This window comes from Paraburkholderia fungorum (assembly GCF_046026025.1).
Taxonomy (GTDB): domain Bacteria; phylum Pseudomonadota; class Gammaproteobacteria; order Burkholderiales; family Burkholderiaceae; genus Paraburkholderia; species Paraburkholderia fungorum_E.
This window is the reverse complement of sequence record NZ_JAQQFL010000030.1, coordinates 100,383-123,823: the sequence shown is the minus strand read 5'-3', so window position 1 is coordinate 123,823 and position 23,441 is coordinate 100,383. Positions and strand designations below refer to the sequence as shown.

The following is a 23,441-nucleotide window of genomic DNA, read 5'->3' as shown; positions in this document are numbered from 1 at the left end:
CGTTGAAGAGGATGGCAGCGTGCGCTGGCATCCGGTCGGTTGCGACAAATGCGGACAGTCGGGTTATGCGGGACGGCGCGGCGTGTACGAACTGCTGCTGATCGACGACGAGATCCGCTCGCTGGTTCACCGCAACGCATCCGATGCGGAAATTCTGGCATCGGGCCGTGCGCAGGGCATGCGTACGCTGCGCGAGGACTCGGACCGCTGGCTGGCGTCGGGGCTGACGTCGCTCGAAGAAGTGATCCGCGTAACGGGCGGAGCATAAGCGCATGCCGGCATTTCGTTTCGAAGCGATCGATGCGGCGGGCAAAGCGCAAAAAGGCGTGCTCGACGCGGACAGCGCGCGCGGCGCGCGGACCAATCTGCGTTCGCAAGGACTGACGCCGCTCGTCGTTGAACCGGCCGCGACGCGCACGCGTGGCGAGCGCAATCAGCGTCTGTCGCTGGGGCGGCGTTTGTCGCAGCGCGAGCAGGCGATTCTCACGCGGCAACTGGCGAGTCTGCTGATTGCCGGCTTGCCGCTCGACGAAGCGCTCTCGGTGCTGACCGAACAATCGGAGCGCGACTACATCCGCGAGCTGATGGCGTCGATTCGCGCCGAAGTGCTCGGCGGCCACTCGCTCGCGAATGCGCTGACGCAGCATCCCAAAGACTTCCCCGAGATCTATCGCGCGCTGGTCGCTGCCGGTGAACATACCGGCAAGCTCGGTTTGGTGCTCTCGCGCCTCGCCGACTACATCGAGCAACGCAACGCGCTCAAGCAGAAGATCGTACTCGCGTTCACCTACCCCGCGATCGTCACGCTGATCGCGTTCGGCATCGTCACGTTTCTGCTGAGCTACGTGGTGCCGCAAGTGGTGAATGTGTTCGCCAGCACCAAACAGCAATTGCCGATCCTCACCATCATGATGATGGCGTTATCCGGTTTCGTGAGGAACTGGTGGTGGGCGATGCTGATCGGCGTGGCCGTGCTGGTGTATCTGGTGCGCTCGGTCCTGAAGCAGCCGGGCCCGAGGCTCGCGTTCGACCGCTGGCTGCTCACCGCCCCGCTGCTCGGCAAACTCGTACGCGGCTATAACACGGTGCGTTTCGCCAGCACGCTCGGCATTCTGACGGCAGCGGGCGTGCCGATTCTGCGCGCGTTGCAGGCCGCCGCCGAAACGCTCAGCAACAACGCGATGCGCGAGAACATCGACGATGCGATCGTGCGTGTGCGCGAGGGTACGTCCCTGTCACGCGCGCTCGGCAATACGAAGACGTTTCCGCCGGTGCTGGTTCACCTGATCCGCTCGGGTGAAGCGACCGGCGACGTGACGACCATGCTCGACCGCGCGGCCGACGGCGAAGCACGTGAGCTGGAGCGGCGCACGATGTTCCTGACGAGCCTGCTCGAGCCGTTGCTGATTCTGGCGATGGGGGGCGTGGTGCTGGTGATCGTGCTGGCGGTGATGCTGCCGATCATCGAATTGAACAACCTGGTGCAGTAAGGCGCAGAAGTTTTTCGGTTAAGCGGTTGCAGCAGTGGACGTTGTAACCGGTGTGGTTGCAACCGCGGCGACAACCTCTGCTGCGACAGCGTGCCAACCCCGATGTGTCGAGCGCCGTTGCGACGCTCACGTACGGCAAGCCGCTTCAGCAAGCGCACAATCTGTTGAAGCGAGGCAGAACGCCTGGGTTAGCGCACGTAGATGGTGGGACCTGCCGGATTAGCCGGCAGGAATACTTCGGAATGCGCGCCATTGCGATCGATGATGATCGAGCGGGGGCGGACTTCGGAGAGTTTGGCGCCTTGCATGTGCGCGCTGCCGAGCGACACCGCGTGCGGCGGTTCACCGCCGACGCTGACGATGGCTGCGGCGCCTTCCTGCAAAGCGAGGATACCGAACAGATGCACGTCCTGGTTGGCGCTGCGGGTGAGCTGCCCGCCGAACAGCGTGGCGGCCTGTTCGGTCGAGACCTGCGCGTGCGCGGCGGCAGCAGGCAACGGCGCACCGGACGTGGTGGCGAGCGTGATGACCCAGTAGGTCAAGGTCGCGCAAAACACGGCGAACAGTGCGAGCGACACAAGGCGGATTTGAATGGCGTTCATGCGCATATTGTACGGACTATTGTGAAAATTGCGTTGGTGGAAAGTGCCCTTAACCTGGCGCTTCGCGCGGGCCCCGAGGAGAAGCGATCCCCCAAGGGGACCTCCTGTGGCGCGCAAAGTTGGGGCGGCCCGGCGTTTTCTCTCAACCCTTCAACTGCATGACATTAAAATGACCGGCCGGGCGTGTTCAATGGCACCCTGATTGGCTGACACGCGAATCCCGCCCGATCGAAAATTTCATCTGAAAAGAGGTAGCAAGCTATGCAACTGTCGACCACTCGACGTATTGAAATCGCGGGCCCGCGCAGCCGTCGTCAGCGCGGTTTCACGCTGATTGAAATCATGGTCGTGATCGCGATTCTGGGTATTCTGGCCGCGTTGATCGTGCCGAAAATCATGAGCCGTCCGGACGAAGCGCGCCGCGTGGCCGCCAAGCAGGACATCGGCACCGTGATGCAGGCGCTGAAACTCTATCGTCTCGACAACGGCCGCTATCCGACGCAGGAGCAAGGCCTGCGCGCGTTGATCGAAAAGCCGACCACTGACCCGGTGCCGAACAACTGGAAAGACGGCGGCTATCTCGAACGTTTGCCGAACGATCCGTGGGGCAATACCTATCAGTATCTGAATCCGGGCGTGCATGGCGAGATCGACGTGTTCAGCTATGGCGCGGACGGCAAACCGGGCGGCGAAGGCAACGACGCCGACATCGGTTCGTGGCAGTAGTCCCTGGCCGTTCAGTGATTCATTAAGCGCTATTGATTGTCAGGCGCGCCGGATCGCGTAGTTCGTTGGCGATCCACCGCGCGTCTTATCGACTCATTGTTTTTCTGATCTTTGGTTGATCGTTTGTGGCCGGCACTATGCGACTGTCCGCTTGCAAGTCCCCTGTGGACACTCCGTGTACGACGCTGCTGCCGGGCACGGCGTGCGTCGGCGCACCGAAGCGCGCGGCGGGTTTTACGCTGCTGGAAATGATGGTCGTGCTGGTGATCGCGGGCATTCTGGTATCTCTGACCGCGCTGACGATGACGCGCAACCCGCGCACTGATCTGAACGAAGAGGCGCAGCGTCTCGCGCTGCTGTTCGAATCGGCCGGCGACGAAGCGCAGGTACGCGCACGGCCGATCGCCTGGCAACCGCTCGACGGTGGTTTTCGTTTCGACCAGCGTACCGAAGACGGCTGGCGTCCGCTGCGTGACGACCTACTCGGGCCGCGCAACTGGGAGGGCGGCGTGACCGGCGTCACGATCAATTATCCCGGGTCGGATTCGCACCCGAGCCGTGTTGTGTTCGGTACCGAAGCGATCGACGTGCCGGTGCAGATCACGCTGTTTTCGGCGGCGGGGCGCGCGACGATTGTCGGCACCGGCAACGGCCGCTATGAGGTGCACTGAGATGCGTCGTTGCAGGAACATGGGCACTCGCGAGATGGTCCACAGCGCGCAGCGCGGTTTTACGATGATCGAAGTGCTGGTGGCGCTGGCGATCATTGCGATTGCGTTGGCCGCGTCCTTGCGCGCCGTGGGGAGTCTGGCGAGTGGCGAAGCCGATTTGCATCGACGGTTGCTGGCGGGATGGAGCGCGGACAACACGCTGGCGCAATTGCATCTGACGCATGGCTGGCCGAACGTCGGCTCCACGAGTTTTGACTGTTCGCAGGGCAATTTGCAGTTGATGTGTACAGAGAATGTGACGGCGACGCCGAATCCGGTGTTTCGTCGGGTGGAAGTGATGGTGACGATGCCTGGGCGTTCCGGCAATCTCGCCCAGATGGTCACGGTGGTCGCGAATGAAAACAACCGTTCGCTCTAAGCGCCGCGGCCGATCGGGCGCGCGTGGTTTCACGCTGATCGAGCTGCTGGTCGCGATTGCGATCATGGCGGTGATTGCCGTGCTGTCGTGGCGCGGGCTGGACCAGATCGTTCGTGGCCGGCAGACGATTACGAACGCGATGGAAGACGAGCGCGTTTTTGCGCAGCTATTCGACCAGATGCGGATCGACGCGCGTCAGGCCGTATCGGACGACGAGTCTGGGCAAGCCGCCGTGTCGATTAGCGGCAGCGTGCTGCAGATCGTGCGGCAGATTTTGTTGCCGGGGACGGCGCCGCGCTTGCAGGTGGTGAGGTATCGCGTGTCCGAGGGGCGTGTGATCCGGTATGCGTCACCGCCGCTGGGGAATGTGGGCGAGTTGCGTGGTGCGCTGCGCGGGGGCGAGGGAGATGGCTGGACGGCGGTGCCTTTGATGGGCGGCGTTGGGGCTATTTCGGCGCGTCTTTATGTGCCCAAGGTTGGTTGGACCACGCAGATGAAGGATGTGCAGAGTGCCATTACGGAGAACGATAATAATTTGAAGGTGCCCCAACTGGGGAATGCGCCGCTGCCGCGGTCGGTGACTGGGCTGGAAGTGAGTGTGGGGGCTAAGTCGTTGGCGCGGCCTGTTACGCGGGTTTTTCTCGTCGGAGAATGAGATGAGGTTTTTTTTGTTGTCTCCGCGACGCTCTGTGGTTCTGCGCTTCTGGCAGCGCTTTTGTTTGCGCTCTTCTCGTGTTGCTGGTCTTTCCTTGTTTTCTTCCGGTGTTGGCCTTTCCTTGCTTTGTTATCGGTTTATTAGCGTTCCCCCTGTGCGGGGGGGCACCTACTTTTCTTTGCCTGCCGCAAAGAAAAGTAGGCAAAAGAAAGCGGCTCAAACCGCTAATGCTAAGTGGGTCCCCTGGCTCGGAGGGGGCAGTGGTGCATCTGGAATCAGTGCTCCCGCACATTCAGCCCTGGTGACAAAGCCGTCATCCGCTCCGGCGGCGCTCCGCGCGCCGAACGGTACATCACAAACATTTGGTCGCTCCGGCGTAACGCGCTTTTCAGCCGTACGCACAAGTCCTGACGCGCCGGATTTTGCCCGGCAATTGATTGGGCACCTCGCCGATGCGAAGCCGACGGCCCCCCCTTCCCTCAACCGAAGCCATGGGTTTTCGAAGTGGACCCGTCCGGCGAGCGCGCAGCGCGAGGCGGGAGGTATGAGTGCTTTGTCACTTGCGGTTGGGGACATGGGGGCACGGATTCCAGATGCACCACTGCCTCCTCCAAGCCAGGGGACCCACTTAAGAGTTAGCGGTTTGAGCCGCTTTCTTTTGCCTACTTTTCTTTGCGGCAGGCAAAGAAAAGTAGGTGCCCCCCCGCACAGGGGGAACGCTAATAAACCGATAAGAAAGCAAGGAAAGGCCAACACCGGAAAGCAGGGAAAACCCAACCCCGAAAAAGCACAGACAAAAAACCAGCCACAGGCAAACCAGAGCGGCGCAGCCATCATCAGCGCCCTACTAGTAGTCGCGCTATCAGCGATCTTAGTATCGGGCATGCTCTGGCGCCAGCAAGTCCAAATCCGAAGGATAGAAAACCAACGCCTCCTATCCCAGGCGCAATGGATCGGACGAGGCGCGCTCGACTGGACGCGCCTGATCCTCCGCTCGGAGGGTGACACCTCAGCAGGCATCACCTACCTGGGTGGCCTATGGGGTGTCCCCATCGCCAAAACACGTCTGTCGGATTTCCTTGGACAAATTGGTGAAGTCAGAGCCGAACAAGGCCAGGCGACCTACCTGTCAGGTTCAATCGAAGACGCCCAGGCGAAATTCAACCTCCGCAATCTGGTCTCGAGCCCGGCCCCCGGCGTCATGCAACTGAACATGGAGCAGGTCGGCGCCTATCAGAACCTGCTCGTGTCGCTCGGTATGAACAGCCAACTGGCGAAAGCCACCGCCTTGCAGGTGCGCTCGAGTCTCGCGCAATCGGCGACCCGCTTCCAGACGGTCACCTCCCCCGCAGGCACGACGGCGACCCCGATTACCGCAGGCGGCGGCGCCATCGGCGGCAGCTTCACCGACAAACCCGGTATCGAAGACGGCGACGACAACGCGGCAGTCGCGCCGCTGCAAATGACGAGCGTCGATTCATTGCTCGATATTCCCGGTTATACACCGGAAATGATCGCGCGCTTGCGGCCGTTCGTCACCGTGCTGCCGACGGTGTCGCCGGTCAACATGAATACGGCCTCCGCCGAAGTCGTCGCCGCCATCGTGCCAGGGATGAGTCTGTCCGCCGCGCAAGCCTTCGTCGCGCGCCGGCAGACCGTGTTTTTCCATAATGTCGCCGACGTGCAGCTCGCGTTGCGCGGCGCAGGCGTACAGTCGGTCTCGATCGATCCGAATGAAATGGACGTCAACACGAGCTACTTTTTGATCCACGGCCGCGTGCAGCACGAACGCGCGGAAGTGGATCGCACGACCCTCGTCTATCGCGATGCTTTGACTCACACTACGCGTATCGTGCGGGTACAAGACCAACTATGAATAACGCCTTTCCCAGAGAGAGTGGCCTTTGAGCACGCTGATCGTTCTATTGCCGCCGCGTGATCCGGCGGTGCCGTCGCAGGAATGGCAACTGCCGGACTTGCCGTTCGTGCTGCTCGACAAATCGGGCCGGACCCAACGCGCGGGCCGTTCGGCCCTTGCGCTGCTGCCGCGCGCCTCGTCGACGGTGCTGATGGTCGCCGCCCGCGACCTGTTGATGATGCCCGCCAAGCTGCCCCCATTGCGCGGTCCGCGGCTGCGCCAGGCATTGCCGAATATCGTCGAGGATCAGTTGATCCAGGACCCGCAAACCTGTCATATCGCCGTCGATCCGCAACCGGTCGCAGGCGGCCGGCAGTTGCTCGCGATCATCGACCGCGGCTGGTTCCGCTTCATCTGCGAGGGCTTTGCCGCAGCCGGCCACCGCAGCGTGCGCGCCGTGCCGGTTACGCGCTGTCTGCCGCAGGCTGTCGCGCTCGATACACCCGCCGAAGTGGCGGAGATGGTCAATGCGGGCGAACCGGTGATGGCGGGCACCGCCAGCGTGGCGACGTCGCTGCCGGGTGTCGCGCCGGTGGTGGCGCCAGGAGTCGCTTCGGTCGTGCCAATGGTGGCGGCCGTACTCGGCGCCGTTACGCATACCTCACCCGCTTTGCTGCTCGAAGGCGCAGTCGAACGCGTGGTGGACAACGGTGCACCACGCGTCGAACTGGCTATCGCGCGCGGCGTGCAGGGCGAGGGGCTGGCGGTGCCGGCCAGCGCCGTGAACGCGACGCTCAGCGCGCTCGCCGGCGCTGCGGCGGTCTCGCTGTACATGCTGACGGAAGTGCCCGGCAATGAGCCGAGTCTCGCGGCAACCAGTCCGGCGAAACTCGCAGCCTATGTGCATGGAGCCAGCCCGTTGCCGTTCGAGCAACTCGCGCGCCGCGCACTGGCGTGCCGCTTCGATCTGTGTCAGTTCGAGTTTGCCTCGCAACCGTGGCGGCTCGACCGCGCGACGCTGCGGCGCCTGCGTCTGCCGGTCATGCTGGCGGTTGGCGCGCTGGTGATCGCGATTGTCGGCGCGAACGTGCAGTGGCTGATGCTCGCGCGTCAGCGCGACGCGATCAGCACGCAAATGACCGAGCTGTTTCTCAATACCTTCCCCAAGACGACGGTCGTGCTCGATGCGCCCGATCAGATGTCGCGCCAGTTGCAGCAGTTGCGGGTGGCGGCGGGTGAGCTTTCACCAGACGATTTCCTGTCGCTCGCCGATGGCCTCGCGCGTTCGCTGGCGCCGGTGCCGGTCAACGGCATCGCCGCACTCGACTATCACGACCGGCGGCTCGATGTGACCTTCAAGCCCGAGGTGAAACTCGATGCCGAGTTCGCCAGGCGTCTGTCGCGCAACGGCCTGACCGGCGCGATCGACAGCAATACCGGTAAGTGGACCATCAGGAACGGACAATGAAAGCTGAACTCGCCCAAAGCTGGGCTGGATTCTGGGACCAGCGCTCCGAGCGCGAAAAAACGCTGCTGGCGTGGGGTGGCGGGGTGCTGGCCGTGGTGATCGCGTGGTCGGTGCTGTGGGCGCCGGCGCAGGAGGGCCGCGCGCATCTGCGTGAGTCGCTGCCCACTCTGCAACGTCAGTTGGCGCAGATGACCGCGCAGTCGAATGAAGCGCGCCAGCTTTCCGCCGCGGCTCAAGGTGTCGCGCCGACCGGCGCGGCGCTGAAGGACGCGCTCAGCGCCTCGCTCAGCGATCATGGTCTGGCCGCGACCCAGGTGCAGGTGATCGGCAATGCGGTGCAGATCCAGATGAAGAATGCGTCGTTCCCCGCGTGGACGAGCTGGGTCGACGATGCGCGCAAGCAATTCAAGGTGCAGGTCGCCGAGGCACACGTGAGCGCCCTCAAGGAAGACGGTCAGGTGGATCTGACGGCATCGTTGCAGCCGTCTACCGCGAAATGACCGCGCCGTTACAGGATCTCGCATGACTTACTGGATGCGGCGCCTGCGCGTCGCGCTACCCTGGCTGGCGGTCGCGGTGTTCGCTAGCGCGGCCGTGATGCTCACGTTGTTGCCGGCCGCCTGGATTACGCCGCAGTTCGCCAAACAGACCCGTGGCCACGTCAATCTCGTCGATCCTGCCGGCTCGTTGTGGCACGGCTCGGCCACGCTGATGCTCGCCGCCGGTTCCGACATGAGTGCCGCGACCCTGCTGCCGGGGCGGATCGAATGGCGCACGGCGTTCTGGCCGCTCTTTACCGGTCGTGTGCGGATGATCATGCGGCACAGCGAAGCCATGCCCGACCCGATCACCGTCGACATCACCCCGCGCACCGCCACCGTGACGCCGGGTGCCATGGCGGTGCCGGCATCGCTCCTGAGCGGCCTCGGCGCGCCGTTCAACACCCTCGATCTGCAAGGCGACGTGCGCCTCGCATGGTCCGATTGGCGCAGCTTCAATCAGGAGGCGTTCGGCCAGTTGACCGTGACCCTGAACGACGTCAGTTCGCGTGTCTCGCTGGTCAAGCCGCTAGGCTCTTACCGGCTGCTGTTCCAGGCGCAGGGTGCGTCGTCCACGCTGGATCTGACCACCCTTAAGGGGCCGCTGATGCTGACCGGCAATGGCAGTGTGTCGTCAGCTTCGACGTCGTTTCAAGGGACGGCCAGCTCCGCGCCGGAAGCGCGCGACAACCTGGCCGGACTGCTGAATCTGTTGGGCCGGCCAAGCGGACCGGATAGCGTCGCGTTGACGTTTGTGCACTGAGATTCGGGTTGCAAAAAAAAGAGGCATGGCCGCATTTCGCGGCCATGCCTCTTTTGCGTTTCCTTAGCGCGTCACGCCGCTAATTGCTCTGCGCCGGTTGCGGCGCGGCGCCGTTTTGCGCCACAGGCGTGGCCGGCAACGGCGCGGGCGCCGCTACATCGCCCGTTTCGCGGTTCATTTGCGACGCTTCCCAGCCGCCGCCGAGCGCCTTCACAAGACCCACCGACGACACCATACGCTGCCCGGCGAGGCTTTCCAGTTTCTGCTCCGCGATGAAGGCGGTAGTTTGCGCAGTCAACACGTTGACGTAGCCGACCGTACCCGCCTTGTACTCGTTCGTGACGATGTCGAGCGCCTGACGCGCGGAATCCACGGCTTGCCGCTGCACGACGATTTCCTGTTCGAGGATGCGCTGCGAGGCGAGATTGTCTTCGACGTCCTGGAACGCCGCCAGAATCGTTTGACGGTAGGTGGCGACGTCCTGGTCGTAGACCGCACGGGCGGCTTCGGTCTTGGCTTCACGCAGGCCCGCGTCGAAGATCGTGGCGGCGAGCTGCGGGCCCAGCGTCCAGAAGCGCGACGGCAAGGTCAGCAACTGCGAGAACGCCGAACTCTGGAAGCCGCCGGTGGCCGACAGCGTGAGCGACGGGAAGAACGCGGCAATCGCCACGCCGATCTGTTCGTTCGCCGCCGCCGCCGTGCGCTCGGCCGCCGCGATATCCGGACGCCGTTCGAGCAGCGCCGACGGCATTTGCGCGGGCACGGCAGGTGGCGTGGCGGTTAGCGGCATCGGCGGAATCGAGAAGGTCGAGGCCGGTTCGCCGACCAGCACGGCGATCGCGTGCTCGTCTTGTGCGCGCTGCACGCCGTTGTCGATTGCGGCTGCCTGTGCCGATTGCAACTGCGTTTTCGCCTGGATGACGTCCGAACGTGCCGCGACGCCCACCGCGTACTGGTTCTGCGTGAGCTGCAACGAGCGCTGATAGGCCGCGACGGTGTCGTCGAGCAGCTTCTGGGTGGAGTCGAGCGCGCGCAGCGAGAAATAGGTTTGCGCGAGCGTGGCCTGAGCGGACAGGCGCGCATTCGCCAGATTGGCGGCGGCGCCCTGCTGGCCGGCTTTCTGTGAGTTGACCGAGCGCGTGACCGAACCCCACAGGTCCGGCTCCCAGCTTGCGTCGAGTTGCACGTTGTAGCTGTTGTTGACGCCGGAGCGGCTCGTGGTCGTCGCGCCGCTACTCGACGAGGAACCATAGCCGGAGCGCGTCACGCCCGCCGATGCCCCGACGGTTGGGAAATACGCCGCGCGAGCCTCGCCGACTAGCGCGCGTGCCTGCCGGTACGCGGCGGCATATTGCGCAATGGTCTGGTTCGACGTGTTCAGCTTGCCTTCGAGTGCGTTGAGTTGCGGGTCTTCGTAAATGGTCCACCAGTCGCCGCGGTCTTGCCGATCGGCCGGCTGGGCGACTTTCCAGCCGGGCGCGGCTTCCTTGTAGGACGCGGGGACTTCAGCCGCCGGCCGCTTGTAGTCGGGGCCGACCGCACAGCCAGCCAGCAGGGTGGCGAGAGCCGCAGCCACGGCGATAGTCAGGGCGCGGGGCGCAAGCGTCCGCGCGCGCGAGATTCGATCAAACTGCATGCAATGGATTCCTTCAGGACGCCGCAGCGCGGCCAATGGCGGCACTGCCAGCCGGGCGAGATCGTGGCTCTGCCGGAATGTTAGCGTATGGGGCCGCATGAACGCGGGAAACTGAAAGGGTAATGCGAGGGAAGGCGGAGGTGTGTTACTTAGGGTGTCGGGATGGTTACGTGCTGTTACCGGCCTGGTTGCCTCTGGCGACGCAGGCGCGCCGCACAGGCAACCAGGACCGGCTTTGCGGGAGGAGAATTAAACCCGCGAATCCGAAGACGTGGTCTGCCGGGCCAGCTTGCCGGCCGCAGCGCGGCACGGCGCATCACCTCTTGCGTGGCAGGCGGCCGCCGCGCTCCCGGCAAGGGCCGGAACGGCTTTCGCCGCGGCGATGACGCCCGCGCCCGCTGCCGGCAACCCTGCTGATCCCACTGATTCAGCTGCAGCAAGGCTTCGAGCCTCTTTCTGCACCCGCCGATGCTCGAACCACGCAAACACCGCGACTCCCACCGATCCACCAGGCAGTACAAACAGCACGGCGAACAGCGCCAGTTTCCACCAGCGATGCGGCCCTTGGAAGCTGCTCAGTGCGGAATCGGTCAGGGAGCGGCTCAAGCCGCCGAGGGTGTTTTTGAGGTACAGCATGAGGGAAATCCTTTTCGCACGGCGCCGGTGCGGCGTGCAGACAATCGGTCAGAACATGGTCTCGGGTGGCGCGGATCGCGCGTAACTCGTTGCCTATCATAATATTGACTATGCAATTAAATTTCAAGATACTTTGCTCGTTCACACGGGCGATGTTGTTTTTTGCGCTGTTCGCGCCCCGCGAAATCCAGTTTGACTTGTCTGCTTAGGCAGCTAGAATTCGTTCTGCTTGGCGATGTTCCCGGATACACGATGACTGACGGCCCCTACAAAGCGGACGAGATTCGACTCGAAGCGAGTCTTGGCTATTACCTGACGAAAGCGCGAAACGTGCTTGTCGAACGAACTGACCGCGCGGTCAAACCGTTAGGACTGACCGCTCAGCAGATCGGTGTGATTCTGATGTTGTCCTCGCAGCGCGCGAACACGCCGTTCGAGTTGTCGCGAGTCATGTCATACGACAGCGGATCGATGACGCGTTTGCTCGATCGCCTTGAAAAGAAAGGCTTTATCGTGCGCACACGTAGCGACGCCGACCGCCGGATGGTCAAGCTGGAACTGACGCCGCAGGGCCACGAAGCCGCGCGGCAATTGCCCAGTCTGGGCGCCGCTGTGCTGAACGAGCAGTTGCGTGGGTTTTCCGCTGCGGAGCACGCCACCCTGCTCAGCCTGCTCGGCCGTTTCATTGCGAACGGCATCGGTGAAGGCGCAAGCGGGTGTTGTGGACTGGAATCCACTCGGGAATTGCTGGAAGACTCACCCGAAGCGCCGTCGCCCGATCACGGCGAGCAGTAAACAGGAGGCGCTTTTGAACGCGCTGTTGTTTAAAAAAATGTCTGTCTGGGCAGAGGGTGATCCGGCATGTAAGCGCGCTGTTAGTTAGGTGCGATAAAGCTGCCGCGACAAGCTTTCCCCGCTGAGGAGAATCACACATGGCTGCTACGGCTCCCGCCGACGCCCTACCCGCCGCCGAACCCGCCCCGCTCAAAGGCGGGACGCTGGCATTGCTCACCGTCGGTCTTGCGCTCGGCACGTTCATGGAAGTGCTCGATACGTCGATTGCGAACGTCGCGGTGCCGACCATTTCCGGTAGCCTTGGCGTGGCGACCAGTCAGGGCACCTGGGTCATCTCATCCTATTCCGTGGCCTCGGCGATCGCGGTGCCGTTGACCGGCTGGCTCGCGCGGCGTGTCGGCGAGGTGCGGCTGTTCACCCTCTCCGTTCTGCTTTTCACGATCGCCTCGGCGCTGTGCGGCTTCGCGCACAACTTCGAATCGCTGATCGCGTTCCGGCTTTTGCAAGGACTGGTCTCCGGGCCGATGGTCCCGCTCTCGCAGACGATTCTGATGCGCTCATACCCACCGGAAAAGCGCGGGCTCGCGCTCGGTCTCTGGGCGATGACCGTGATCTGCGCGCCGATTTTCGGGCCTGTGATGGGTGGCTATATCACCGACAACTACACGTGGCCGTGGATCTTCTATATCAACGTGCCGATCGGGTTGTTTTCGGCGGTGTGCGCGTTCCTGTTGCTGCGCGGCCGTGAGACCAAGGTGACCAAACAGCGTATCGATGCGGTCGGCCTTGCCTTGCTCGTGATCGGCGTGTCGTGCTTGCAGATGGTGCTCGACCTGGGCAAGGATCGCGACTGGTTCAACTCGACGTTTATCGTCACGCTGGCCATTATCGCGGTGGTGTCGATCGCGTTCCTGCTGGTGTGGGAGATGACGGATAAGGAGCCCGTTGTCGATCTTTCGCTATTCAAGGATCGTAACTTTGCGCTCGGGGTGGTGATTATTTCGTTCGGGTTTATGGCGTTCTTCGGATCGGTGGTGATTTTCCCGCTGTGGCTGCAGACGGTGATGGGCTACACGGCGGGGATTGCCGGTCTCGCGACGGCGCCGGTCGGTATTCTTGCGCTGTTTCTGTCGCCGATGATCGGCAAGAATATGCATCGCCTGAATCTGCGCATGGTGGCGAGTTTTGCGTTCATCGTGTTTGCGTTCGTGTCGTTCTGGAACTCGACCTTTACGCTCGATGTCCCGTTCAATCATGTGATCTGGCCGCGGTTGGTGCAAGGCATTGGCGTTGCCTGTTTCTTTGTGCCGATGACGACCATTACGCTGTCCAGCGTGTCGGATGAGCGGCTTGCCAGTGCTTCCGGGTTGTCGAACTTCTTTCGAACTTTGTCAGGGGCGATTGGGACGGCTGTTAGTACGACTTACTGGGAAAATGACACGATTTATCATCATGCGATGCTGACCGATTCGGTTAATGTCTATTCGGCGAATACCAATGCTTATACGAATGCGTTGGCTGGTATCGGGCTTTCTGGGGATGGCCTCACCGCTCAGTTGAATCAGGTCGTCACCGCGCAGGCTTATATGATGGCCACTAATGATTTTTTTCGGATTTCCTGTGCGGGGTTTCTTGTGTTGGCTGTGCTTGTTTGGGTGACTAAACCCAGGAAGGGGGTTGGGCCTTCTATGGGGCATTGATGGTGTTTTTTTTGCCTGTGCGGGGCTTGGTTGTATGCCTACGGCGTTGGCCTTTCCTTGCTTTGTTATTGGTTTATTAGCGTTGCCCCTGTGCGGGGCGGCACCTACTTTTCTTTGCCTGCCGCAAAGAAAAGTAGGCAAAAGAAAGCGGCTTCACACCGCCAGCTCTTAAGCGGGTCCCCCGCGCAGCCGCGGTAGTGGTGCATCTGGAATCCGTGTCCTCGCGCATTCGGCGTGAGTGACACAGCAGTCATTCTTCCGGCGGCGCTGCGCGCGCCGATGCGTCGGTCTTGACGCCACTCGCTGCGGTTTTGCGAGTTTTTCCGTGTCGTGCTCGCAGTTTTTTCGCGAGCGTTTTCTCTCCCTCACTGCGTTGTCGCGTCCCCCGGGATCGATTGCCCCGATGCGTCCGGGTGCATCGCCGTTGGCGCCTGTTGCGATGGGCCTCCGCCGCTCTGCGGCGTGCCCGTTGCGATGCCTCGTACGTATTGCTTGAAATCGGCGCCCGCTTCCCATGGGTTTGGCTTGCAACCCATCGATCCATCGCAATGCGCCGCGAATCCAATCGTTGCCGTGCCGTCCGGGTTCAGTGCGCGCGTTATCTGGTACGCAAGCGCACGCTTGCCGCCGTCCGGGCCCGCAGTCTGGATCAATGTGTCGGTCGCAGATTCAATCTTGTACTTCGAATGGCCCGCTACCCACGTCTGCGCACGCTGCCACCAGACATCACACTCGGCTTTGGTCGAACACGTCAACGGCGTGGTCGCGATCTGCATGACGTCCGGATCAACCTGCCCCTGCGTCGAACATCCTCCTACCACCATCAGGCACAGTACGGCCAACAGATCCTTTTTCATCACGTTCAAGCCTCCCTCTCCAGAGCGTGTCGTGAAAGTTGGACCGCATTCCTGACAAGGTGTTTCATATGCGTCAGCGAATCGTCAAAACGTGTGGAGATTTTGCCGGCACACGCGGGTCGCTGGCATCGCTCCGCGTAGACGTTACCTGTGCGCAATGGAAAAACGACTCGCGAGGCCGCTTTCCGTGTCACAAATGAAAATGCCGTTCAGGACTAACTGAACGGCATGAGCCTCGGGACCGCTTTTCTTTCGACGCTGTCTGCTCGTTGCTCAGACGCTAAACCGGTTCAGTGTGTACGCCCGGTACGCGGCGACAAATGCGTCGAATGAACCCACCTCTTCCCGTTCCAGTTTGGCCTGCTCGGCAAGCGATTGCACGGCAAGGTCGGCGAATTCCCGGGTCTGCGCGGGATCCAGCGGACGTGAGCGGAAATAAGCGGCGTGCGCTTCGCTTTGGTCGAGACCGAACGCGAGGAAGCTTTGCTGCTTGTCGCGCATGGTCTGCAGCACGCGCGCAGACGGCGTCAGCGATGCATCCGCCAGTTTCGCGCGCTGAACCGCGACGGCGCGTGCATGTGCGTCGCCGCCGTGCAATGCGTCGAGCGTCGCGGCCGCCGCGTCGATCTGGACGAGCAGTTCGTTCGCCCAATCCGCCATTGCGATCGGGCTACCGTCGCGCGTCAGTTCGAGGCCCGGCTTGCGGCCCTCCATCGTCACGCGGCCGAAGTTCTGATTCGCCTCCGCATAGGCGTTCGGCGGCAGTGGTGCGCTGTCGTCGAGCGCACAGACCAGCAGGTAGGCGTCGAGGAAGCGTGACGTCTCCAGCGAAATACCGGTCGGCTCAAACGGATCGATGTCCATACAGCGCACTTCGACGTACTGCACGCCGCGCGCGGCCAGTGCGTGCAGCGGACGCTCGCCCGGGTACGTGACGCGTTTCGGGCGGATCGTCGAATAGAACTCGTTTTCGATCTGCAGCACGTTCGTATTGATCTGCACCCACTCGCCGTCGCGCTGTGTACCAATCGCTTCATACGCGGGATAAGGCTGGCTCACGGCCTTCGCGAGCGCGTCGAGGTAGCCCGGCAGCGTGTCGTAATCGGCGTGCAACGCGGCTTGTGCGGTGGTGTTCGAATAGCCAAGGTCGCTCATGCGCAAGCTGGTCGCATACGGGCGATACAGCGTGTCGGCGTCGAAAGTTTCGAGGGTGTGCTGGCGATCGCGCAAGAAGCGGCGATCCAGTGCCGGTGACGCGCCGAACAGGTACATCAGCAGCCAGTTGGTACGGCGGAAATTGCGGATCAGCGCGAGGTAGCGGTCGGACTGGAAATCGACGGCGGTTGCCGTGGATTGCTGGTCCGCATGCAAGGTCCGCCACACTTCTTCGTTCAGCGAATAGTTGTAGTGGATGCCCGCAATGCACTGCATGGTGCGCCCGTAACGGAGCGCGAGGCCAATGCGGTACACGTACTTCAGTTTGCCGATATTCGAGGTGCCGTAGTGCGCGATCGGAATGCCCTCGTCCGTGTCGGGCAGCAGCCCCGGCATCGAGTTATTCCACAAGATCTCGTCACCGAGTTCGGCGTAGACGAAACGATGCAGCGTATCGAGCTTCTCGAGCGTGAGCGCGACGTCGTGCTCGGCCGGCGTAATCAGTTCGAGCAACGCCTCGGAATAGTCGGTGGTGAGCGACGGATGCGTGAGCGCCGAACCGAGTGCGCGCGCATGCGGTGTCGTGGCAAGCTTGCCGTCGTGCGTGACGCGCAGGCTTTCCTTTTCGATGCCGCGCAGGCCGCGGATCAGCGCGTCGCGCTGCGGACCCGAGGTCAGCAGGGAGAGGCGTTGCGCTAACGCGTCGGTCGTGCGGGAAGGTGTCGTGTTTGGCATTGATGCGTGTCGGGCGTTGTCGGCCGCCATGTGCCGCTGCACTGCTTACGTGCAGCACTGCGCGGTTGACAACGTTCGGCGGAATTTTCGGGTAGCGGGCACTTTAACATCTCGCCACAACGGCTGCTTGAGGCCGCTTCGGCGGGCCTTCAGGCGACACAACCTGGCCTAATTTCAGGACAAATGGTTCGCCCTGCGCCCCACCAACCCTCACACTCCCCGACGGCCACACGGCCACACGGCCACACGGCCACACGGCCACACGGCCACACGGTCACGGCCTCAGCCGCCGCGCGCGGCCCCCGCCCGGTCCGCCACCTCGTTCCACAGATGCATCGCCGCATACGCGCGCCACGGCCGCCACGCGTCGGTGCGCGTGCGTTGCTGGGTGGGCCGTACGAGCGACGGGTCGCGCGCAGCGATCGACTGCATCAGCACGAGGTCCCATGCGGGCCAGGCGTCCGCGTCACGCCATACGCGCATCGCCACGTATTCGACTGTCCATGGGCCGATCCCAGGGAGTGCGAGCAACGCCGCGCGCAGGCTGTCGGCGTCGGCGACGTTGCTGTCGAGCGGCACCTCGCCCGACGCCACGGCGTGCGCGAAACCTTGCAACGCGGCTACGCGTTTACCCGGCATGCCGATCTTTTCCAGATCCACTGCGGCCAGTGCGGCCGGTGTCGGAAAGCGCCACGCGGTGTGCTCATGCGGATGACTTTCGATGCGCTCGCCGGCACGTTGCACCAATCGTCCGATGATGGTGGTCGCCGCCTTCACGCTGACCTGCTGCCCGACGATGGCGCGCACCACCAGTTCGAAGCCCGACCACGCGCCCGGCACGCGCAGACCGGGCACGGCCTCGATCAACGGCGCGAGCCATGGGTCGGCGGCCAGTTCGCGGCCGATCTTCTTCGGGTCGGCGCGCAGGTCGAACATCCTCGCGATGGGCGCGGCGAGCGCGTCGGCATGACGGCTCGCCGGGCCTTCGATGTTCGCGACGATACAGCGCTTGCGCGGATGCAGACGCACCGTCAGCGTGCCGCTATCGCCGGCCCAATCGATCGCGCGGCGATAGGCGCCGTCTTCGACCGCTTCGACGCCGGGCGTCGCGCGTCCGCCGAAAAAACGCAGCAGGCGCGGCCAGTCGAAGGGTGGTTTGAAAGGCAGTTCAAGGGTTGCGACGTCGTCAAGCGTGCTCACGCGGCGTGGTCCAGTTTAGGAGTGGCAGAGGTGGCAATAGCGGCCGCGCGCTCGCGGCGTTGGTTGGGTTCATCGAGCGCAACGTCGCCAGCGTGCCGGGCTTCGTTGTCGAGCAGCGCGGCCTTGCGCGGCAGGCCCCAGCGGTACCCCGCGAGCGCCCCGCCCTTTTGCAGCACGCGATGACATGGAATCGCCAGTGCGACCGGGTTCGTCGCGCACGCGCTCGCCACCGCGCGCACGGCGCGGGGTGAGCCGACCGCTTCCGCGATCTGCGAATAGCTGCGCGTCTCTCCGTAGGGAATGCGCCGCAGCGCGTTCCATACCCGTTGCCGGAACGCGGTGGCGGCGATATCCAGAGGCAGATCGAAGTCCTGCCGCGTGCCGCGCAGATAGGCGTCGATCTGCGCGATGAACGGTGCGAGCCGGGTTGCGTCTTCGACCAGCTCGGCGTTGGCGAACTCGCCGCGCAGATCGTCGGCGAGTATCGCGGCATCGTCGCCGAAACCGATTTTGCAGATGCCTTTGTCGGTGGCGGCAACCAGCACGAACCCGAGCGAGGTCGGTGCGCTGGCGTAACGCACGGTGAGGCCCGCGCCCTTGCGGCGGAACGCGGACGGCGCCATGCCCAATTCCGCCGAAGCGCTGTCGTACATTCGCGATGGCGAGCCGAAGCCGGCGTCGAGCGTGGCGCGCGTCACGTCTGACCCGCTTTGCAGTGCGTCGCGCAACGCGGCGCCGCGCTGCGCGGCCTGATATTGACGCGGCGACACGCCCACCACGCGCTTGAACAGACGCTGCAAGTGGAATGGGCTGACGTGCACGGCGTCGCTCAATTGCGCGAGCGTGAGCCGTTGCTGCGGATCGGCGTCCAGCGCGGCGCACGCGCGATTGACGATTTCCAGCTCGCGCGGCAGGCCGCCGGGCTGGCAACGCTTGCAATCGCGATAACCCGCGGCGCGTGCGGCGTTGGCGTCGGTGAAGAACGCGACATTTTCGCGGCGCGGCTGGCGCGACGCGCATGACGGGCGGCAGAACACGCCCGTCGTCTTGACGGCGTAGAAGAACGCGCCGTCGGCCTGCGGCGCGCGGCGGGTGACGGCGTCCCAACGCTCGGCGTCGGTGTCCCAGCGGGTGTCACCGGTGGCGGTTTCGCTGCCGGTATCGGTACGATTGCTGTGAATAGTGGGGTTCATGATGGTCCCGGAAAGGTGCTGTCGATGCTCACCAATGTAGGCCGCATGCGGACACACTACGCTCCGGTTCTTGCTCTGTCATTGCACTTCCTCGTAAGTGCCGGGCGCCCGCCAGGCGCTCGTTTCGCCTCAAACTGCGACAATTTGGCACGATACCGGGTTTTCCCTTAAAAAGTTATTGCGTCGCACCAACCCCATGTGTATATTAGTACTTGTCTCCTCCATGTCTCCTCCTGATATGGATTCAGCCCGCTCCACATAGAGCGGGCTTTTTTTCGTCTGATGTTTTCTGATCTGTCCCTCGCAGCCGGTTTATCACCGCGCTCGCTGCCCCTTCCGATCTCCTACACTGGTGGCTGTTCATCCGTTCTGCAAAGCAGCCAAGGGGGCATTCGACATGAAAATCCACATTCGCGAGATCGATCACATCGTCATTCGGGCGTCGAACGTTCCGGAGATGACGCGTTTTTATTGCGAAGTGCTCGGTTGCAGCCTCGAAAAGGAGCAACTCGACCTGGGTCTGACGCAATTGCGTGCGGGGCGTTCGCTGATCGACCTGTTGAAGGTCGGCGCGAAGCTCGATCATCCCGAGAACGGCGTGCCGGGTGCCGGGCGGAATATGGACCACGTGTGTTTGCGGGTCGACCCGTTCGACGCCGAGACGCTCAAGGCGCATCTGGCCGAACACGGCGCGCGGCCAGGCGAGGCGGCTTTGCGCTACGGCGCGGATGGGTTTGGGCAGTCGCTGTATCTGTTCGACCCGGAAGGCAATATGGTCGAACTCAAAGGGCCGCCCGAAGCGGCGCGTGCGACGTCGCTGTGACGGGCGTGGGTGCTGCCTCCCGGCCGGTACGGCAGGCCGGCGTCGAGCCAGATAGACGCGCACAGCCATAGTCAAACTCTGGCTGCCGGCGCGTGTTGGCGCGCGTCAACCTTGTCAGGCGTTGGCGGGCGCCTTCAATACCGTCCACTCGATCTTTACCGCATCGGCGTCGGCGCTGCCGAGCCATGCTTCGCCGTCCTGCACCGTGCATTGCAGACGCATGGTCCGTTCGGCGAGCGAGCCGAGCGCGGCGGCGACATCGTCGGCGAGCGTCCATACCGTCACATTGCGCATGCGTTCGACCTTGCCGCGCACCCCTTGCCACCAGATATCCGACGTGCGGCCGCCATAGGCGATCACGATCACGTCGTTCGAGCGGCCGCTTGCCTTGGCAATGCGCCGTTCATCCGGCTGGCCGACTTCGATCCAGGTTTCGATCGCGCCGGTCAGGTCCTTCTGCCAGAGATCCGGTTCGTCGACGTCCGACAAACCTTTACAGAATTCGAGGCGTTCCTGCGCGAACAGCGCGAACGCCGCGACGCGCACCATCATCCGTTCGTCGGTTTCCGACGGATGACGGGCGATCGTCAGCGAATGGTCGGCGTAGTAGTGCCGGTCCATGTTGGCGATCTGGAGTTCTGCTTTATAAATCGTCGATTTGAGAGCCATGCCGTTGCTAAACCAGGCGCTCACCCCGCCGGAGGCGGAGCGAACAGAAAAAGAATCGTCGACGGCGCGTTGCCGTGTTCGGTGTTTGGTGTACATCGTGTGATCCTCCCGAGCCGTAGGCCGGCTGCAATTGCGACTATCGCAATGGGAGAAGCATTTATCGCGCCACTGGCGGCTCGAAGGTGCTGCCGTAGACCTCGCCTGCGGCTTCCCGCAAGGCTTCGAGCACAATGAAGGCCGCCGGCGAAAGCAGGTGCGACTGGCGCGTGATGATACCGAATGTATCCATTCTGCACGGTAAATCGATCGGAACCTGCTTGAGAACACCGTACTGTTGGTACTGGCGCGCCACTTCATCGGGCAAAACCGCCAACATGTCGCTTTGGAGCAATAAGCTCGAAATTGCCAGAAAATTGTTCGTATTGACCACGTTTTGCGGCGGATTCAGCCCAATCTGCGAAAACATCAGATCAAAGCGATGACGCAACACACTGCCCGGCGGGTGCAAAACCCAGCTTGCGTTGACGATTCCGCGCAGTGTCAAACCTGTTTCATTTTCGAGAGGATGGCCGGGACGCGCCACCACGCACAACGGCTCGTCGGCCAGCGGTTCGTAGCGGATTTCGGCCTTGAACTGGTTTTGCCGTTCCAGGACCCGGCCGATCATGATGTCCAGTTCGCCCTCAGTCAGTCTCGGTAGCATGACATCTGACGTTTCGACTTCCGCCCAGATCTGCAACTGGGGATAACGCTCTTTCACGCGGGAAATGGCACGCGGCACCATCGTCGCAGCGGCCGCCGCGATCACGCCGATGCGCACCTGGCCGGCCAGACCGGCGCGCAGCGCCGAGATTTCGTCATGCGCATGGCTGAGGTTCGAGAGCACCATGCGCGCGTGACGGATCATCACCTCGCCATACAGCGTGGCGTGCATGCCGTGCGGCGTGCGGTCGAACAGACTCACCTCCAGCATGTCTTCGAGCTCTTTCAGGAGCCGCGATGCCGCGGGCTGGGTCATGCCGAGCACGTCGGCGGCGCGCCGGACGTTACCCTCCTCCTCCATTGCCGCGAGCAGCAGCAACTGACGTGTCTTGAGCCGCGCCCGCACGAACCAGTTCGAGTAGCTACGCGTCGTCATGGCCTGTTTCCTTATGCGGCTTGAAGCCGTCTGTCGGACGATTTGCCGTCGTGAAGTCTCCATGATGCCATATCGAAATTGATATCGGGATGGCTAAAAAAGGGATTGGAAAGTTATTGGGGCGACTCATACCATTCGTGGACTTTGTGAGCTTCCTCATGAATGTCCTGATGCGTGTCCTTAGGTGACGCCCTGCCCTCGATGAACCGCGATCCGCTCGTCCCGCTTGTTGCCAGCCCGTTTCGCCACTACATCAATGGCGGCTGGGAGACGGGCGCGACGACGGGCGTGTCGCTCAATCCTTCGGACCTGGATGAGCCAATCGGCGAGTACGTGCGGGCCGACGCGAGGCAGGCCGATATCGCGATCGAAGCGGCGAGCGCGGCGTTTCGCGAATGGTCACTCAGTTCGGCGCAGCGCCGCGCGGATGCGCTCGATACGATCGGCAGCGAGATGCTTGCGCGGCGCGACGAATTGGCCCGGCTGCTTGCGCGCGAAGTCGGCAAGACGCTGCCGGAAGCGCTGACCGAAGCAACGCGAGCCGGCCAGATTTTCAGGTTCTTCGCCGCCGAGGCAATTCGCGTGTCTGCCGAGCCCGGGGTGTCGGCGCGCGCCGGCGTCGAGATCGACATGACGCGCGAACCGCTCGGCGTCATCGGCATCATCGCGCCGTGGAGCGAGCCGCTGGCGATTGCCGCCATGAAGATCGGCGGCGCCCTCGCCCATGGCAATTGCGTGGTCTTTAAACCGGCCGAATCGGTGCCGGCTTGCGCGGCGGCGCTGGCCTCGATGGTGAGCCGCGCCGGTCTGCCGGCGGGCGTATTCAACCTCGTGATGGGCAGTGGCCGGCAGGTTGGCGCGCGGATTGCCGCGCATCCGTTAGTGGCGGCGATCAGCTTCACCGGTTCGACCGAAACCGGCACCCGTGTCCTGCAAGTTGCGGCGGCGAGACAGGCGCGCGTGCAGCTGGAAATGGGCGGCAAGAATCCGTTCGTGGTGCTGGCCGATGCCGACCTCGACGGCGCAGTCGACGCGGCGCTCAGCGGCGCTTATGGCTGCGCCGGCCAACGCAGCACGGCGGCGTCGAGGCTGATCGTCGAGCGTGCGGTGCTGGAGCCGTTCGTCGACGCGTTGCAGACGAAACTCGCCAAGCTCAGCGTCGATCACGCACTGAAGCACGGCACGGATATCGGCCCGCTCGCCAACGCCGCGCAGCTGGAGCGCAATCTCGACTACGTGCGCGCCGGTCAGCAGGAGGGCGCGCAGTTGCTGCACGGCGGCCGTCAGCTTGAACGCGCGACGCGGGGCTACTTTTTCGAACCGGCGCTCTTCATCGCCGAACCGGGGCACCGCATCGCGCGAGAAGAGATTTTCGGCCCGCTTGCCGTCGTGCTGAGCGCCGACGATTACGACCACGCCCTGCATCTCGCGAACGACACCACCTACGGTTTATGCGCCGGCATCTGTACGCGTTCGCTGAGCCGCGCGCGGCATTTCCGCCGTCACGCGCAGTGCGGCCTCGTCACGATCAATCTGCCGACGACGGCCGTCGAGCCTCAAGCGCCCGGCGGCGGTCGCAAGGCGTCCGCCTATGGCGCAACCGATGCCGCGTTCTGGACGGCCGTGAAAACGGCCTACGTCGCGGGGTGATGGCCATGAGACGTGCTTACGCGGTCACCTCTCCTACGGCTCAGTCCGCTGCCCGTTGCAGCGC

General features: G+C 63.2%; 23 protein-coding genes. 14 read left to right on the top strand and 9 right to left on the bottom strand.

All coding sequences use genetic code 11. The annotated features are described in order from the left end of the window. Together PQR67_RS28070 and gspF are read left to right on the top strand one after the other, a co-directional pair. Window positions 1-268, top strand: a 268-nt coding sequence (locus tag PQR67_RS28070; RefSeq protein WP_459251985.1) for an ATPase, T2SS/T4P/T4SS family, incomplete at its 5' end; no start/stop codon positions are given. 4 nt (window positions 269-272) lie between these two features. Next, entirely contained in the window at window positions 273-1,490 is a 1,218-nt protein-coding gene (gspF, locus tag PQR67_RS28065) for a type II secretion system inner membrane protein GspF (protein WP_120347141.1), read from the top strand. 188 nt (window positions 1,491-1,678) lie between these two features. Here the strand turns inward: gspF and PQR67_RS28060 are convergent, their stop codons facing one another. Beyond that, complete coding sequence (locus PQR67_RS28060; protein ID WP_408466094.1) at window positions 1,679-2,092, bottom strand: hypothetical protein; 414 nt, start codon at window positions 2,090-2,092, stop codon at window positions 1,679-1,681. 261 nt (window positions 2,093-2,353) lie between these two features. Here PQR67_RS28060 and gspG point away from each other — a divergent pair, with 261 nt between their 5' ends. The 8 genes from gspG to PQR67_RS28020 all read left to right on the top strand — a co-directional run bounded on the left by gspG (window position 2,354) and on the right by PQR67_RS28020 (window position 9,190). Then, window positions 2,354-2,818 (top strand): type II secretion system major pseudopilin GspG, encoded by a 465-nt coding sequence (gene gspG, locus PQR67_RS28055; RefSeq protein ID WP_408466093.1) that lies wholly within the window; start codon window positions 2,354-2,356, stop codon window positions 2,816-2,818. Window positions 2,819-2,955: 137 nt separating this feature from the next. Beyond that, window positions 2,956-3,489 (top strand): GspH/FimT family pseudopilin, encoded by a 534-nt coding sequence (locus PQR67_RS28050; RefSeq protein ID WP_408466092.1) that lies wholly within the window; start codon window positions 2,956-2,958, stop codon window positions 3,487-3,489. A 1-nt stretch (window position 3,490) separates the two neighbouring features. Further along, window positions 3,491-3,907 (top strand): type II secretion system minor pseudopilin GspI, encoded by a 417-nt coding sequence (gene gspI / locus PQR67_RS28045; protein ID WP_408466091.1) that lies wholly within the window; start codon window positions 3,491-3,493, stop codon window positions 3,905-3,907. Beyond that, window positions 3,885-4,562 carry a PulJ/GspJ family protein gene (locus PQR67_RS28040; protein WP_408466090.1) on the top strand — a complete coding sequence of 226 codons (678 nt, stop codon included), beginning with the start codon at window positions 3,885-3,887 and terminating at the stop codon, window positions 4,560-4,562. Before gspI ends, PQR67_RS28040 begins: the two co-directional genes overlap by 23 nt. 832 nt (window positions 4,563-5,394) lie before the next feature. After that, window positions 5,395-6,438, top strand: a complete 1,044-nt coding sequence (gene gspK, locus PQR67_RS28035; RefSeq protein WP_408466100.1) for a type II secretion system minor pseudopilin GspK — start codon at window positions 5,395-5,397, stop codon at window positions 6,436-6,438. Between the two features lie 28 nt (window positions 6,439-6,466). Then, window positions 6,467-7,888 (top strand): type II secretion system protein GspL, encoded by a 1,422-nt coding sequence (gene gspL / locus PQR67_RS28030; protein ID WP_408466089.1) that lies wholly within the window; start codon window positions 6,467-6,469, stop codon window positions 7,886-7,888. After that, entirely contained in the window at window positions 7,885-8,388 is a 504-nt protein-coding gene (locus tag PQR67_RS28025) for a type II secretion system protein M (RefSeq protein ID WP_408466088.1), read from the top strand. Before gspL ends, PQR67_RS28025 begins: the two co-directional genes overlap by 4 nt. 22 nt (window positions 8,389-8,410) lie before the next feature. Continuing rightward, complete coding sequence (locus PQR67_RS28020) at window positions 8,411-9,190, top strand: type II secretion system protein N (protein ID WP_408466087.1); 780 nt, start codon at window positions 8,411-8,413, stop codon at window positions 9,188-9,190. Window positions 9,191-9,269: 79 nt separating this feature from the next. On the opposite strand, the gene PQR67_RS28015 is transcribed toward PQR67_RS28020, so the two are convergent. Together PQR67_RS28015 and PQR67_RS28010 are read right to left on the bottom strand one after the other, a co-directional pair. Next, complete coding sequence (locus PQR67_RS28015) at window positions 9,270-10,826, bottom strand: efflux transporter outer membrane subunit (protein ID WP_408466086.1); 1,557 nt, start codon at window positions 10,824-10,826, stop codon at window positions 9,270-9,272. Between the two features lie 249 nt (window positions 10,827-11,075). After that, the gene (locus tag PQR67_RS28010; RefSeq protein WP_408466085.1) at window positions 11,076-11,462 is read right to left on the bottom strand and encodes a hypothetical protein; all 387 of its coding nucleotides are present in this window, start codon (window positions 11,460-11,462) and stop codon (window positions 11,076-11,078) included. Window positions 11,463-11,714: 252 nt separating this feature from the next. On the opposite strand from PQR67_RS28010, the gene PQR67_RS28005 reads away from it, so the two are divergent. Together PQR67_RS28005 and PQR67_RS28000 are read left to right on the top strand one after the other, a co-directional pair. Beyond that, a complete protein-coding gene (locus PQR67_RS28005; RefSeq protein ID WP_408466084.1) occupies window positions 11,715-12,257 on the top strand; it encodes a MarR family winged helix-turn-helix transcriptional regulator in 543 nt (180 codons plus the stop codon). 137 nt (window positions 12,258-12,394) lie between these two features. Beyond that, the gene (locus PQR67_RS28000) at window positions 12,395-13,957 is read left to right on the top strand and encodes a DHA2 family efflux MFS transporter permease subunit (protein WP_408466083.1); all 1,563 of its coding nucleotides are present in this window, start codon (window positions 12,395-12,397) and stop codon (window positions 13,955-13,957) included. Window positions 13,958-14,322: 365 nt separating this feature from the next. On the opposite strand, the gene PQR67_RS27995 is transcribed toward PQR67_RS28000, so the two are convergent. From PQR67_RS27995 to ada, 4 genes are all read right to left on the bottom strand, one after another. Next, window positions 14,323-14,814, bottom strand: a complete 492-nt coding sequence (locus PQR67_RS27995; RefSeq protein ID WP_408466099.1) for a hypothetical protein — start codon at window positions 14,812-14,814, stop codon at window positions 14,323-14,325. Between the two features lie 273 nt (window positions 14,815-15,087). Continuing rightward, window positions 15,088-16,704 (bottom strand): glutamate--cysteine ligase, encoded by a 1,617-nt coding sequence (gene gshA, locus PQR67_RS27990; protein ID WP_408466082.1) that lies wholly within the window; start codon window positions 16,702-16,704, stop codon window positions 15,088-15,090. Window positions 16,705-16,986: 282 nt separating this feature from the next. After that, a complete protein-coding gene (locus PQR67_RS27985; RefSeq protein WP_408466081.1) occupies window positions 16,987-17,904 on the bottom strand; it encodes a DNA-3-methyladenine glycosylase family protein in 918 nt (305 codons plus the stop codon). Next, window positions 17,901-19,097, bottom strand: a complete 1,197-nt coding sequence (gene ada, locus PQR67_RS27980; protein ID WP_408466080.1) for a bifunctional DNA-binding transcriptional regulator/O6-methylguanine-DNA methyltransferase Ada — start codon at window positions 19,095-19,097, stop codon at window positions 17,901-17,903. Before ada ends, PQR67_RS27985 begins: the two co-directional genes overlap by 4 nt. A 397-nt stretch (window positions 19,098-19,494) precedes the next feature. On the opposite strand from ada, the gene PQR67_RS27975 reads away from it, so the two are divergent. After that, complete coding sequence (locus tag PQR67_RS27975) at window positions 19,495-19,920, top strand: VOC family protein (protein WP_408466079.1); 426 nt, start codon at window positions 19,495-19,497, stop codon at window positions 19,918-19,920. 114 nt (window positions 19,921-20,034) lie between these two features. Here PQR67_RS27975 and PQR67_RS27970 read toward each other — a convergent pair whose 3' ends face one another. Continuing rightward, on the bottom strand, window positions 20,035-20,589 hold the full coding sequence (locus tag PQR67_RS27970) for a YaeQ family protein (RefSeq protein ID WP_408466078.1): 555 nt from the start codon (window positions 20,587-20,589) through the stop codon (window positions 20,035-20,037). A gap of 157 nt (window positions 20,590-20,746) precedes the next feature. Further along, the gene (locus tag PQR67_RS27965) at window positions 20,747-21,727 is read right to left on the bottom strand and encodes a LysR family transcriptional regulator (RefSeq protein ID WP_408466077.1); all 981 of its coding nucleotides are present in this window, start codon (window positions 21,725-21,727) and stop codon (window positions 20,747-20,749) included. A gap of 201 nt (window positions 21,728-21,928) precedes the next feature. Between PQR67_RS27965 and PQR67_RS27960 the strand changes: the two genes are divergently transcribed. Beyond that, complete coding sequence (locus PQR67_RS27960) at window positions 21,929-23,377, top strand: aldehyde dehydrogenase family protein (protein ID WP_408466076.1); 1,449 nt, start codon at window positions 21,929-21,931, stop codon at window positions 23,375-23,377. Window positions 23,378-23,441: the final 64 nt, after the last annotated feature.

Excerpts from the sequence above, each read along its gene's own strand:
- gspF (WP_120347141.1), top strand. The coding sequence starts at position 273 with ATGCCGGCATTTCGTTTCGAAGCGATCGATGCGGCGGGCAAAGCGCAA.
- PQR67_RS28060 (WP_408466094.1), bottom strand. The coding sequence starts at position 2,092 with ATGAACGCCATTCAAATCCGCCTTGTGTCGCTCGCACTGTTCGCCGTG.
- gspG (WP_408466093.1), top strand. The coding sequence starts at position 2,354 with ATGCAACTGTCGACCACTCGACGTATTGAAATCGCGGGCCCGCGCAGC.
- PQR67_RS28050 (WP_408466092.1), top strand. The coding sequence starts at position 2,956 with ATGCGACTGTCCGCTTGCAAGTCCCCTGTGGACACTCCGTGTACGACG.
- gspI (WP_408466091.1), top strand. The coding sequence starts at position 3,491 with ATGCGTCGTTGCAGGAACATGGGCACTCGCGAGATGGTCCACAGCGCG.
- PQR67_RS28040 (WP_408466090.1), top strand. The coding sequence starts at position 3,885 with ATGAAAACAACCGTTCGCTCTAAGCGCCGCGGCCGATCGGGCGCGCGT.
- PQR67_RS28025 (WP_408466088.1), top strand. The coding sequence starts at position 7,885 with ATGAAAGCTGAACTCGCCCAAAGCTGGGCTGGATTCTGGGACCAGCGC.
- PQR67_RS28020 (WP_408466087.1), top strand. The coding sequence starts at position 8,411 with ATGACTTACTGGATGCGGCGCCTGCGCGTCGCGCTACCCTGGCTGGCG.
- PQR67_RS28015 (WP_408466086.1), bottom strand. The coding sequence starts at position 10,826 with ATGCAGTTTGATCGAATCTCGCGCGCGCGGACGCTTGCGCCCCGCGCC.
- PQR67_RS28010 (WP_408466085.1), bottom strand. The coding sequence starts at position 11,462 with ATGCTGTACCTCAAAAACACCCTCGGCGGCTTGAGCCGCTCCCTGACC.
- PQR67_RS28005 (WP_408466084.1), top strand. The coding sequence starts at position 11,715 with ATGACTGACGGCCCCTACAAAGCGGACGAGATTCGACTCGAAGCGAGT.
- PQR67_RS28000 (WP_408466083.1), top strand. The coding sequence starts at position 12,395 with ATGGCTGCTACGGCTCCCGCCGACGCCCTACCCGCCGCCGAACCCGCC.
- PQR67_RS27995 (WP_408466099.1), bottom strand. The coding sequence starts at position 14,814 with ATGAAAAAGGATCTGTTGGCCGTACTGTGCCTGATGGTGGTAGGAGGA.
- gshA (WP_408466082.1), bottom strand. The coding sequence starts at position 16,704 with ATGCCAAACACGACACCTTCCCGCACGACCGACGCGTTAGCGCAACGC.
- ada (WP_408466080.1), bottom strand. The coding sequence starts at position 19,097 with ATGAACCCCACTATTCACAGCAATCGTACCGATACCGGCAGCGAAACC.
- PQR67_RS27975 (WP_408466079.1), top strand. The coding sequence starts at position 19,495 with ATGAAAATCCACATTCGCGAGATCGATCACATCGTCATTCGGGCGTCG.
- PQR67_RS27970 (WP_408466078.1), bottom strand. The coding sequence starts at position 20,589 with ATGGCTCTCAAATCGACGATTTATAAAGCAGAACTCCAGATCGCCAAC.
- PQR67_RS27965 (WP_408466077.1), bottom strand. The coding sequence starts at position 21,727 with ATGACGACGCGTAGCTACTCGAACTGGTTCGTGCGGGCGCGGCTCAAG.
- PQR67_RS27960 (WP_408466076.1), top strand. The coding sequence starts at position 21,929 with ATGAACCGCGATCCGCTCGTCCCGCTTGTTGCCAGCCCGTTTCGCCAC.